This window comes from Vibrio sp. 10N.222.47.A9 (genome assembly GCF_963872585.1).
GTDB classification, from domain to species: Bacteria; Pseudomonadota; Gammaproteobacteria; order Enterobacterales; family Vibrionaceae; genus Vibrio; species Vibrio splendidus.
Map to the genome: position 1 here is coordinate 1 of NZ_CAWNBB010000047.1, position 11,780 is coordinate 11,780.

Genomic DNA, 11,780 nt, shown 5'->3' on the forward strand with positions numbered 1-11,780 from the left:
TGCGCCGTTTAGCCGAGTTAGCCGGTGTGCGCCTACATGATTTACGCCACACGTACGCCAGTATTGCAATTCAATCCAACATTAATCTGACGGTGCTTAGTCGCTTACTGGGTCACGCGAATGTAGAAACGACGCTGAAATATGCCCACTTAAGCAGTCTGGATGCTTGTAAAGCGGCCTCTCATATATCAGCGACTTTGGCTAAGGGGATGCGCTCATGAGCTATATCAGACTCACTCAGAAAAAGATTAAGTATTTATTGCCCCAACCCAAAACTTATGTTGTTTGGGATACAAAGCAATATGGGTTTGGGGTGCGAGTAGGCAAAGACGCTTCCCGTTTTTATGTCATGAAGACAGGCGGTGGCAATAAGATTATAGCGCCTGTCGATAGTCTATCTCTTCGTCAGGCTCGTCAAAAAACGTTAAGCCTGATGCAGGATAATGATAAGAGTAGGGCAATCGGGGCGATGCGTTTTGATGCATTGGTACAGGGTGAATGGTTACAAAAAGTGTGCTCAACATGGAAAACCAGCTCACAGGGAGGGGCAAGGGGGGCATTAAATAAACACTTATTACCAGAGTTTGGGCATTACCCCGTCACTCGTATTGATTCGTGTCATGTGCAGCGTTGGTTTGATGAGTTAAGCCAAGACTATGCTGGAGCGGCTAATCGCACTCTTGATGTGCTGCGTTCCATTTTTAAATATGCCGAGAGACAAGGGTATTGCTTGAAAAATCCTTGCGATGGTATCAAGCAGAACCGAAAAAAGAAGTTGAATCGCTTTTTAAGTCTGGATGAATTATCGCGACTTGAAGGGGCTTTACGAACGGTTAGTCAGCAGGGAGAAATTGAGGCGTGTTGCTGTCAGGTCATAATCATGTATTGATATATTCGATACTGGGAGTGGGAAGTTGTTTACCAATTCACCATCAAAAATCGCTCTTCATAGCCTCGGAGGAAGTGTAAATAATGGTTTTACGCAAGAAATTGGAACTTCTGGGCCTGCTGGAGATTTCTTTTGGTTCACCCGGGAGAATGCATCTAGATTATGTGCCACATATGGTAACGAAAGCTTAGCAGGACGCACCAACTGGCGTTTGGCAACAAAAAATGAGTTAAAGTTAGAGCTCTTCAATACATACGGCAATATGTTCAACGCGCGCGGCTGGCCAGTCAGGCTCAGTTACTGGTCAAGTACAAGTCGTGGTCCTGGATTTTTAAATGCAAGCCTCAAGAATGGTAACGAAGGGGCTAGTATGGGAGAAGAGGAGTTGTACGCGTCTTGCGTCTCAGTTCCTTAACGTTTAACGTATGAGTTCTTGAGCTTCAAACCTATAACCACCTACTTCGGCAGGTGGTTATCTTTTTCGTAGATGTACACACACCCAATAGTCTAACTAGCTAATAGCAATAGGTTATTTTTAATGGGAATGCTGGAGATAATTTCCAAATTCCTATTCCTCCACTACCCTTAAAGATTAAATTGCTGTTTTTAAGTCGGTTTTTCTTATCTAAAATCTCGAAAATCATCTTGCGCAGATGTACTTATTGAGACTTCCAAATAGCGTATACTACACACGTATCGCCACCCCAATTTCACTGCAGAGCAGTGGCTCTCCTAAAGAGTTTAAATTCTCTCTCCTAACTCGTGAACGTAAAGTCGCTTACCTGAGAAATATCGAACAGGTTCAATTACTCCATGCTCTTTTCGATGGAGCCAAAGTCACGGCATTAATTTTTTCTGAGTTCAAAGCTGAGCTTGCTCATAGTATTAATCAGTTACGTCAAAATTCACAAAGTATGAAAAATGGGTATCATTGTGCGCTTCTTGCTTCAAATGGACATGCTGATTTTTCCCCTATAAATCGCTCTGAAGAGCTAACTCGCCCGTTTAACATAGTAGGAATAATGAACACCAAAGATCTAAAGTAGACTAGTTAAGTTTTTGTTGTTAACAGTTGTTTTATTTAATGTCGTTAAAGCTAGGGATGGTTATCTTTGGCGCTTGCCCTCTCCCTTTTTTGTTGTATTTTGATGTGAGTGTCATTTAAAAGCTAGTAATGGAGGAGAGTTATGCTTTCTCGACCTCTTTACTTGCTTTACACACATATGTCGAATTGTAGTAACAGGACTACTTTGTCTAACGCGTTAGACTTTTGGTCTCAGATTAAGTTATGAAGTCACACGATCACACTAAATCGTATTTGATAATTAACCTACCTATTAGGTAACAACAAAATATTGTGGAGAGGTTGAACAAATATTTTTAGTCTCTGTCGCCGCTGTTAGGTGGTTTTTTTAGATCTGAAATATGGAGTATTTAATGAAGAAACGAATTTCTATTGGCCAAATAGTGTCTTTTATTTTTGGCGTTGTTCGGGGTATTAGTCTATTGGGAGAGGTTGCTGATTGGGTCGAAGAATTATTCAAATGGAATTGAGTTTTGGTGAGCTACTTGTGTTGTCTGTTGGGACGTGGTGAATAATTGAAAATACAGGTGCACTTTCACCCCCAAAATACAGGCTAGAAATAACAAGATTCTTGGACGTACCATCGCGCCAATCGGCTTTGCTTTGCGCTCAGCCACTTATCACCTCTTCATCAATCCAAAAAGACAGAGACCCGCAGTTAATGAGTGATTGGCTGTCTTGCTTCCAGTTGATTGTTTTGTGACGATGTTTAGGCATAGGGCTATGAGAGGTAGTGGACGTAGCTGAACAGATCGTAGGTTCATGATTTAGTTCCACTGAATTACGCAACAAAGCCAATAACAGTAATAGATCAAAACTGCCGAGCTCGGTCAAGATGGTGCCGTTTTTTTACTGATAAATGAACGCTGGATAATACTATTTTAATTATTAAATTGGGGGGCGGAATGACGGATACAATATCGCCTTTCTAAAGTCAGATTTCACTGTTATTTCGTTTTACGAATGGCCCTGAATTCCTAAAAGGTGTGGTGACTTTTTAGTAGTGTGATCCATTTTTCACCCCAACCCCTTTTAATATGGGTGACTTTACCTAATAATATAAAGCCTTAGAGAAAGCACAAATTATGCAAGCGTTTAACGAAGTGGCCCTGTTTCCCCTCAATCCAATCCCACACCCTACGCGCAGCCTACATGCATGTGTTGGCGGATACTTTGACATCTCTGCTTGCGATTGTTGCGCTGCTATTTGGTAAGTTTTACGGTTGGAACTGGTTAGATGCAGCAATGGGCATGGTGGGTGCTGTCGTGATTGCCAAATGGACAATGAACCTAATGAAGCAGACAAGTCCAATCTTGCTCGATCAGAATATTGATGATGAGTACCGTAACGGAATCACTGAAGCTTTAGCTCCTTACGCAGCCGTAACCGACTTACACATGTGGAAGGTGAGTGGGCATCACTATTCAGCAGCGATTACTCTTGAATCAAACAGTGATAAAACCGTCTCTGAATATAAACAAATGCTCGCCAAGTTTGATAAGATTAATCATCTTACTCTTGAAGTGCATTCAAACGACCATGCGAAATATAGAACAGCTTAACCAAATACTGACTGAGTTCTACGATAAAATGTCTTCGTGGGAGCAGTCTGTTGTCAAAGAGACGGGTTACTCCCTGGCTCAAGTACACACCATTGAAGTGCTTGGTATGCATGGCGCGTTAAGAATGAAAGAGCTCGCTGAAAAGTTGGGTATCACCACGGGTACGCTTACCGTTCAAATCGAAAAGTTGGTTAAAGCTGAATTGATTGAGCGCCATGAACACCCAACAGATCGTCGTGCGATTGTGGTTGCTTTGACTGATGAAGGGCAGAAGATACACGTTCACCACAATCAGGTTCACTTGAATTTGGTTGATGGACTAACACAAGACATCGAAGAAGATGAGAAAGCGGTGTTATTGAAGTGCCTAACCAAGATGGTGAAAGCGTTTTAGTCAGCCTTGAGTTCGCACCCTAACTCTTTAGTAGCAAAGCAATTGACTAGAAAATCCAAAAATGGACCTGACTCGAATTGAGTTGGTCCATTTTTTTCGCCGTTTACGCTCTACCGTACAATCATCAATAGACGGATTCACTGTTTAAAAACCAAGTCAAAACCTCCAATATTGCGCTTCGCTCGTGCTCTTCTGGAGAGCCAAAAAAATGTCATCATAAGTAATGCGTCCAAATGTGCGTCAAAGTCTTTTAATTCAATGCCTTGTATACCATGGTGTTCAGGCTGTTTATGTTCCGTCAAATAGCTGTCTCTCACTTTTATCATTCAACTAATGTACATGTATTCAATTTGTGTTATTGATGCTTTTATCTTTAGTGAAAAGATTCATTCTCTGTTTGAATACCATTGAGAATGTCACTGCTGGTGGGCTGAACAGTCGCTAGATTTGGTGCTCATTACTGATACAAAAACCATAACCATAACCATAACAATAACCAGGTCGCACGAGTTGTATTCCATGCTTCGATGCGATCAATTAGATACTCATAGTTAATTTAGTAAAGACGAGCCACGTATATGAATATAAAGAAAAAGCTCTATTCGTTGGGGATGTTCTCCATCTTCGGCATGATTTCATTGTTGTTTACCACATCGCAATTTGCAGACACCACAGCTCAAATGAGCGAAGCCAAACAAATCACCAAAGAACTTGAAGTGCGACTACTTAATCTTCGCCGTAACGAGAAAGATTTCTTGCTGCGTAGTGATATGAAATACCTCGACAAGTTTGACGTAAACTACAACAAATTCTTAGCGTCTGAATCTGAGCTCAATGCGGTGCTCAGTGATTTAGGTTTAGCCAACAGCACACACCTACGTGAAGATATCGAAACCTACCACACAAGCTTTGTTAACTTAGTAAAAGCGAGTGAAGTCTATGGATTAGCACGTGACAAAGGCTTGCTAGGCGAGTTTCATGCTTTGCTCGATAACATCAGCGCGACAGCCAGTGCTGAACAAAAAATCGAGCTTTACCTGTTCAATGACTTAATCGAAAAGGGTGAGTTCGATCCGAGTGTTCTTTCTATTATTTCTAGTGCTGGAAGCTCAACTGCTTTGATAGATGCTGCGCGTCAAGTAGTTGAACAGAAGCGAGTGATTGGCTTGAAGCACAACGAAGGTCTGCTTGGGCAAGCTCGTTCGGGTTCTCATGCTATCGAAACTCAATTTAAAGAGTTCTCAGCGGTATTAGACCAAGAAACCCAACAAGAGATGGACAAGCTATCGCTGATCAACAACATCCTTTGCGTCACGTTACTTGTGTCGATCATTCTGTTCAGCTGGTTAATCGTCCGTTCTATCATTGGTAAAATTGAGTCACTGCTTTCGGTTATCCGTAATATCGTTAATTCAAACGACGTGTCTATTCGTTCTCACCTAGATGGTAAAGACGAACTCAGCACTTTAGGCCAATACTTCAACCAATTGCTTGATCAATTGGAGGGCTTAATCGCGGCATCTCAATCTAAGTCACTGCAACTGACACAAAGTACGTCGAACATGCATGACGAGCTAGAGTCAGTAATCAAACAGTTTGAAGTTCAAGCAAACCACACCTCTACAATGACAACGTCAGTGCAAGAGATGGTACTCACAATAGGTGAAATTTCAGAAAGCACATCAGTTGCGGCTGAAGGTGTTCATCAAGCAAAAGTGAATGCCGATAAAGGCCGTGAAGTGGTGGTTGATACGATCAGCAACATTACTCAGTTGTCTGAACGCCTTTCTAGCAGCCAAGATTCGATCAGCTCATTGAACCATCATGTTGATCAAATCGGCGATGCAGTAAACATCATCCAAGGCATTGCAGAGCAAACCAACTTATTGGCACTGAACGCAGCCATTGAGGCAGCACGTGCCGGTGAACAAGGCCGAGGCTTTGCCGTGGTTGCCGATGAAGTTCGTGCTCTTGCAAGCAGAACGCACCAATCAACGACTGAAATTACCAGTGTAGTAACGGCAATTCAAAGTCAAATGAACGCTTCTATGACCGAGATTGGTGAATGTAACCAACAAGGCCAACTGACTCTGAAAGATTCGGAAGAGCTCGATGCTAGCCTGCAGCTTATCTTAAGCGACATGGAAAGCATCCAGGGCAACTCTGAGCGTATTGCATCAGCGATTGAAGAGCAGGGTGCTGTTATGGCACAAGTGAGCGACTCAATCACCGAGTTAAACACCATTTCAAGTGATAACAACGCTTCGGCGCAACATTGTTTAGTTGAAGTGGATAAAGTCGCAGAGCAAGCCCATGAGATGGATAAAGCGGTGGCGCAGTTCAAGACCTCTTAAACATTTAGAGTAAACTAAACCAAAGGCGTGGATCATCTGCGCCTTTTTTTGTGCCTGAAATTCAACTAGATAAATGACGAGAATAAAAAAACGGCCCGATCTGGGGGAAGATCTGGGCCGTTATATTACGTATTTTAAGGGGAATTACTTATTTCGGCCTTCCAGCACATCCAGTGCCAGTTCAACCGCTTTATCGATATTGTCGCATCCCGCTAACTTACCTGAACTGATAGGACCAAGCACATTAGCGTATAACGAGAGCTGCTTGTTAAATGGCAGGCTCAACTGCTCATATAAACGCTGGCGAATCTCGGCATGTTGCTCAGGAGCGTGAGCAGCAAGGCTTTTCAAAGTGTCATAAACAAGAGTGGTGGTAGTGTTCATTCGTCTCTTTATCATTAAGTGGGAGGCGCTTATTTTATAATCTTTTCAGGTTCTTTTACTGTGATATAAGTCATACAATATTATTAATGTGTTTATCTTTTGAATCTAATGAGAATAAGGCATTCCAAAATAGACTTAAGTATCTGTGAAATATAACTAAAATAATGACAGACTATCGAATAAACGAACGTATTGGCGCGTTTCTGGCAAACGGTTAAATCTATAGGAAGAGGAACAACATGCACTACGACGTATTCAACGGAGACGCAGATGGCATAATCGCGTTGTTACAGCTGCGATTCAGTGAGCCAAGAGAGAGCGTGCTCATTACAGGTGTAAAGCGTGATATTAAGTTGGTCTCTCAAGTTGTTACTCAAATTATGGAGCCGGGTAAGCAAGGTGACATTTCTTCCGTTACCGTTTTAGATGTGTCGATGGAAAAAAACTTATCTGCATTGCACTCACTGCTAGACGCCAACATCAATGTATTTTATTGCGATCACCATCGAACTGGTGAGGTACCTGACTCTAGCTATTTGGATACTCTGATTGATACCGCGCCAGAGAGCTGCACGAGCTTGCTGATTAACCAGAAGCTGAATGGTGCGCATGTGGCTTGGGCAATCGCGGCTGCTTTTGGTGATAACCTAAAAACAGTGGCCGCGCGGCTAGCGGATGAAAATGGATTCGATCAATCTCAAACAGAGTTTTTAGAAGAGCTAGGTACCTTGGTTAACTACAATGGTTACGGTTCTTCATTAAGCGATTTGCATTTCACGCCAATTGAGCTCTACCAAACCCTTTATCAATACCCGAACCCATTTGATCTTTTAGATGATAAAAACTCTGTGTTTTATCGACTACGAGCTGCTTATCAAAATGATCGTCAACAGCTATCAAACCTTGCTCCTGTTTATGAAAGTGAAGTAGCACGCGTGTTTGAACTGCCAGGTGAGACGTGGGCAAGGCGCATCAGTGGTGTATTTGGCAATGAAATCGTTAATCAAGATCCAAACCGAGCGCAAGCAGTATTAACGAAAAACCAAGATGGCGAGTCTTACACGGTGAGCTTACGGGCGCCATTATCAAACAGAACGGGTGCAGACGAAATTTGCTCAAGCTTTGAAACGGGTGGAGGAAGAAAAGCAGCGGCTGGTATTAATCAACTTAATGAACTTGATAAGGTGAATTTTATTTCACTATTGGATGCATATTATTCATCTAGTGCTGAGGGTCAACTGAAAAATTCCTGAGGTATACATCCAAAATTCCACAAATTTTCACTCCTATATTCCGTTATACGTGTGTATCTCTAGCACATGCATGACGGCTATATCCAAGCTATTTTAGTGATGTCACTCGCAATGGTATCTGGTCTGAGGTCAGTAATTACAGTGTGTTTGGATCAATTTTTGTCGATTTAAAGTTCGTTTTTTCCTATTGGTGATTTTTTATATTTTTGGTTAATTATCTATGTGAATTAAGGTTGATTAAATATTTGCATGGTCAATGTGTCCAGTCGAAAATAACAGCTTTTAGCATTTCATTTTGAATGAAAAGTCAAAATCATATTGATTCTGATATTCAATCTATGACTTAAAATCACAAGTTAAATCAAAGGTCATCTTTTCCTATAAATTCCATTACTTCTCTATAAATATTCATGATTACAATGAATTGGTTCGGTTGTGATTGGCACAGCTGTTAAGTAAGGAAGTGGGACTAATGTTGAAACGTAAAGCTCTACAATTAGCTGTATCGGTCGGCATGGCCGCAATGTCTGGCGCTGTTTATGCGAATGGTTCAGATATGACGAATCCAGATTCTGGTGTCGTGGTCGGTTATTGGCACAACTGGTGTGACGGTGGCGGCTACCAAGGTGGTAATGCGCCATGCGTGACGCTGGATGAAGTAAACCCAATGTATAACATCGTGAATGTGTCATTCATGAAGGTTTACGATGTGGCTGATGGTCGAATCCCAACTTTTAAACTGGACCCAACCGTTGGGTTATCAGAAGAACAATTTATTGACCAAATTGCCGAACTCAACAAGCAAGGCCGTTCTGTACTGATAGCGCTGGGTGGTGCTGATGCACACGTAGAACTTGAAACGGGTGATGAAAGAGCCTTTGCTGATGAGATAATCCGCCTTACTGAGCGTTACGGTTTCGATGGTCTAGATATCGACCTTGAACAAGCAGCAGTAACCGCAGCAAACAACCAAACGGTTATTCCTGACGCACTTAAGCTAGTAAAAGATCACTACCGTGCCGAAGGGAAAAACTTCCTTATTACTATGGCGCCTGAGTTCCCGTATCTAACGACAGGCGGTAAGTACGTTCCTTATATCGATAATCTAGAAGGTTATTACGACTGGATTAACCCACAGTTCTACAACCAAGGTGGCGACGGTATCTGGGTTGACGGTGTGGGCTGGATTGCTCAAAACAACGATGCATTAAAAGAAGAATTCATCTACTACATCTCTGATTCGCTTATCAACGGAACGCGTGGCTTCCACAAGATCCCTCATGACAAGCTGGTGTTTGGTATTCCTTCAAGTATCGATGCTGCAGCGACGGGCTTTGTGCAAGACCCTCAAGATTTATACGACGCGTTCGAGACCTTAACGACTCAAGGCCAACCCCTGCGTGGTGTAATGACTTGGTCTATCAACTGGGACATGGGCACTAACAAAAACGGTCAACAATACAACGAGCAGTTTATTAAAGACTACGGCCCATTTGTACACGGTCAAGTGACGCCACCTCCAGTCGAGGGTGAGCCAGTTCTTAAAGGTGTCGAAAATACCCGTGTTCTTCACGGCACAACGTTTGACCCAATGGAAGGCGTAACAGCAACAGATAAAGAAGATGGCGATCTAACGTCATCAATCGATGTTGAAGGTTACGTTGAAACCAGTGTTATTGGCACTTACGTTTTAACTTACCGAGTGCAAGACAGCGATAACAACGAAACTACTAAAGCGAGAACGGTAGAGGTTTACAGCCAGAAGCCAGTATTTAATGGTGTGTCTGACACAACTGTTGTGTTGGGTACTGCATTTGATGCTATGGCTGGCGTGACGGCGAATGATGCTGAAGATGGCGACCTAACAAGCACCATCACACACACTGGTAGTGTTGATGTAAATGAAATCGGCAACTACACGCTTGTGTATAGCGTAACAGACAGCGCGAACCAAACTGTAACCGCTGACCGTAAAGTGTCTGTGACGGATGGTTCTAACTGTGCTGCTGCATGGGATGCCGACACCGTTTATGTTGAAGGTGACCAAGTATCTCATGACGGTTCAACGTGGGGAGCAGGTTGGTACACTCGCGGCGAAGAGCCAGGAACAACAGGTGAGTGGGGCGTTTGGAGAAAAGTTTCAGACTCTTCATGTGGTGGTAACCCAGATCCGGGCGATGACTTAGAGCTTGCAGTTTCAGGCCTTCAGTCAGAATATGCGCCAGATAACGGCAATGTTCGTTTAGACCTAACACTGACATCAAATGAAGCGTTAGATGTTACCGCTATGGTGATCAACAGTGCAGGTACTGTGGTTGAGCAAACTCAGGTTAACGTAACGGACAGCCGTGCTATTACCATCGACTTGTACGATGTAGCGGAAGGGCAATATGCACTTGAGGTTGTCGGTAAAGCATCTGACGGTGAAATGGTGATGGTAAATGATTCGTTCGCTGTTAAAGACGGTGGCGGAACGACTCCTCCTCCAGGTGATTACCCTCCGTATGAAGCGGGCACAAACTACGCAGCGGGTGACATTGTGGTCGGCAGCGATAATGGTCTGTACGAATGTAAACCTTGGCCGTACACGGCATGGTGTGCAAGCGCGTCTTACGCACCAGCAGAAAGCCAATACTGGCAAGATGCTTGGACAAAGCTGTAGTCTGATAGCTCAACGCTAGCAACATAAAGTAGACGATCAAAGAGAGGCCATTGTGCCTCTCTTTTTAATTGTCTCCTTCTGATTTAGAGCTTCAAACCTTTCTTAACCTCAAACTCGGTTCTGCATTTTGCTCTAGATCAAAATAAGAGTGATTATCAATTGTATTAATAAGGTGGTAGATGCACTATGCGCACACTGAATTTTCTCTGTTGTGAATATTTGCATAATGAATCTTGCCCAAGTCGACCTAAACCTACTCGTTATTCTTAAACACCTTCTTGAAGAGAAGCACGTTTCCAACACGGCGTTGGCGCTGGATATGAGCCAACCTACGGTGAGCCGATCTCTACAAAAACTTCGCACTGTGTTCAACGATGATTTGTTGGTGCGAGCTGCTTATGGCTATGAATTGACCCCGAAAGCAGAGGTCATCAAGCAAGACCTCAACTCTGTGCTTACGCGCCTTGAGAAACTGGTTCACGGAGACGTGTTTGAACCACAAACGAGTGATAGCACGGTTCGTTTTTTTGGTTTGGTTCCTCAGGTTTCACACCTTTTGCCTAAAGTAGTGGCACAAATTCGCCAGCAAGCGCCGAATATGGTTGTCGATATCGACTCGATTCCTAAACGACACTTTGAGCCTCTGTTATCCGGTGATGCGCATTTTGTGTTGTCGACGCATGAACCATTAAGTTCTGAACAAAACCTTTATCGAATGTTCGTAATCAGTCGCGATTATCGGTTATTAATGAGCAAAGACCATCCTCTGGCGGACAAAGAGATCACTGTTGATGACTTGTTGAATAGCCAACTTGGTCAAATCTCACTGCAAGGGGACAAGAAGCTCTCGATCGAAAGTCGATTTAAAGATCTTGGTTTGATTGATAAGCAGCGCCAACTATCGATCCCAATTCAGTTGTCCAACTTCAATATTGCTGCGGATATTGCGGAGACGACCGACATCATCTTTCACTTGCCGACACCATTTGCGACACAAGCTGCCAATCAACGAGATTTAATTTGTAAACGCGTTCCCAAAGCGATCAGAAGCCCATCAGAAGATGTTTATCTCTATTGGCATAAACGTTTCCATAATGACCCTATGTGTCGTTGGGTTCGCGATTTATTTAAAGAGATATACACCCAATCTATCTAGGTGGTGAATGCTATTGATGTGATGCTATTAAAATGAATATG

At 43.0% G+C, this 11,780-nt stretch carries 10 protein-coding genes and 2 pseudogenes; 10 read left to right on the forward strand and 2 right to left on the reverse strand.

Annotated features, from left to right (window positions below; all coding sequences use genetic code 11):
* The 4 genes from AACT19_RS14585 to AACT19_RS14600 all read left to right on the forward strand — a co-directional run.
* The coding region (locus AACT19_RS14585; protein ID WP_165689847.1) for a tyrosine-type recombinase/integrase at positions 1 to 221 on the forward strand (221 nt) is incomplete at its 5' end.
* The gene (locus tag AACT19_RS14590) at positions 218 to 889 is read left to right on the forward strand and encodes a tyrosine-type recombinase/integrase (RefSeq protein WP_242658953.1); all 672 of its coding nucleotides are present in this window, start codon (positions 218 to 220) and stop codon (positions 887 to 889) included. The genes AACT19_RS14585 and AACT19_RS14590, both read left to right, overlap by 4 nt.
* A 25-nt stretch (positions 890 to 914) precedes the next feature.
* Positions 915 to 1,304 carry a DUF1566 domain-containing protein gene (locus AACT19_RS14595; protein ID WP_076646946.1) on the forward strand — a complete coding sequence of 130 codons (390 nt, stop codon included), beginning with the start codon at positions 915 to 917 and terminating at the stop codon, positions 1,302 to 1,304.
* Between the two features lie 238 nt (positions 1,305 to 1,542).
* Positions 1,543 to 1,935, forward strand: coding sequence for a DUF6538 domain-containing protein (locus AACT19_RS14600; protein WP_076646948.1), 393 nt, complete (start codon positions 1,543 to 1,545; stop codon positions 1,933 to 1,935).
* A 653-nt stretch (positions 1,936 to 2,588) separates the two neighbouring features.
* Here AACT19_RS14600 and AACT19_RS14605 read toward each other — a convergent pair.
* Positions 2,589 to 2,690 (reverse strand): annotated as a pseudogene (locus AACT19_RS14605) (IS5/IS1182 family transposase); the annotation flags it as partial.
* Positions 2,691 to 3,104: 414 nt separating this feature from the next.
* Between AACT19_RS14605 and AACT19_RS14610 the strand changes: the two are divergent.
* The 3 genes and pseudogenes from AACT19_RS14610 to AACT19_RS14620 all read left to right on the forward strand — a co-directional run.
* A pseudogene (locus AACT19_RS14610) lies at positions 3,105 to 3,536 on the forward strand (cation diffusion facilitator family transporter); the annotation flags it as partial.
* Positions 3,514 to 3,930, forward strand: coding sequence for a MarR family winged helix-turn-helix transcriptional regulator (locus AACT19_RS14615; protein WP_076646950.1), 417 nt, complete (start codon positions 3,514 to 3,516; stop codon positions 3,928 to 3,930). The pseudogene AACT19_RS14610 and the gene AACT19_RS14615, both read left to right, overlap by 23 nt.
* Positions 3,931 to 4,559: 629 nt before the next feature.
* Positions 4,560 to 6,284 (forward strand): methyl-accepting chemotaxis protein, encoded by a 1,725-nt coding sequence (locus AACT19_RS14620; protein ID WP_076647157.1) that lies wholly within the window; start codon positions 4,560 to 4,562, stop codon positions 6,282 to 6,284.
* A 144-nt stretch (positions 6,285 to 6,428) separates the two neighbouring features.
* On the opposite strand, the gene AACT19_RS14625 is transcribed toward AACT19_RS14620, so the two are convergent.
* Positions 6,429 to 6,668 (reverse strand): PAS factor family protein, encoded by a 240-nt coding sequence (locus tag AACT19_RS14625; protein WP_004733935.1) that lies wholly within the window; start codon positions 6,666 to 6,668, stop codon positions 6,429 to 6,431.
* A 239-nt stretch (positions 6,669 to 6,907) separates the two neighbouring features.
* Between AACT19_RS14625 and AACT19_RS14630 the strand changes: the two genes are divergently transcribed.
* The 3 genes from AACT19_RS14630 (at position 6,908) to AACT19_RS14640 (ending at position 11,739) form a co-directional block, all read left to right on the forward strand.
* The gene (locus AACT19_RS14630; RefSeq protein WP_076646953.1) at positions 6,908 to 7,921 is read left to right on the forward strand and encodes an acetyltransferase; all 1,014 of its coding nucleotides are present in this window, start codon (positions 6,908 to 6,910) and stop codon (positions 7,919 to 7,921) included.
* 472 nt (positions 7,922 to 8,393) lie between these two features.
* Complete coding sequence (locus AACT19_RS14635; RefSeq protein ID WP_076646955.1) at positions 8,394 to 10,583, forward strand: immunoglobulin-like domain-containing protein; 2,190 nt, start codon at positions 8,394 to 8,396, stop codon at positions 10,581 to 10,583.
* Positions 10,584 to 10,809: 226 nt separating this feature from the next.
* Positions 10,810 to 11,739 carry a LysR family transcriptional regulator gene (locus tag AACT19_RS14640; protein WP_004733932.1) on the forward strand — a complete coding sequence of 310 codons (930 nt, stop codon included), beginning with the start codon at positions 10,810 to 10,812 and terminating at the stop codon, positions 11,737 to 11,739.
* Positions 11,740 to 11,780 lie beyond the last annotated feature (41 nt).

Excerpts from the sequence above, each read along its gene's own strand:
- AACT19_RS14615 (WP_076646950.1), top strand. The coding sequence starts at position 3,514 with ATGCGAAATATAGAACAGCTTAACCAAATACTGACTGAGTTCTACGAT.
- AACT19_RS14620 (WP_076647157.1), top strand. The coding sequence starts at position 4,560 with ATGATTTCATTGTTGTTTACCACATCGCAATTTGCAGACACCACAGCT.
- AACT19_RS14590 (WP_242658953.1), top strand. The coding sequence starts at position 218 with ATGAGCTATATCAGACTCACTCAGAAAAAGATTAAGTATTTATTGCCC.
- AACT19_RS14625 (WP_004733935.1), bottom strand. The coding sequence starts at position 6,668 with ATGAACACTACCACCACTCTTGTTTATGACACTTTGAAAAGCCTTGCT.
- AACT19_RS14635 (WP_076646955.1), top strand. The coding sequence starts at position 8,394 with ATGTTGAAACGTAAAGCTCTACAATTAGCTGTATCGGTCGGCATGGCC.
- AACT19_RS14600 (WP_076646948.1), top strand. The coding sequence starts at position 1,543 with ATGTACTTATTGAGACTTCCAAATAGCGTATACTACACACGTATCGCC.
- AACT19_RS14630 (WP_076646953.1), top strand. The coding sequence starts at position 6,908 with ATGCACTACGACGTATTCAACGGAGACGCAGATGGCATAATCGCGTTG.
- AACT19_RS14640 (WP_004733932.1), top strand. The coding sequence starts at position 10,810 with ATGAATCTTGCCCAAGTCGACCTAAACCTACTCGTTATTCTTAAACAC.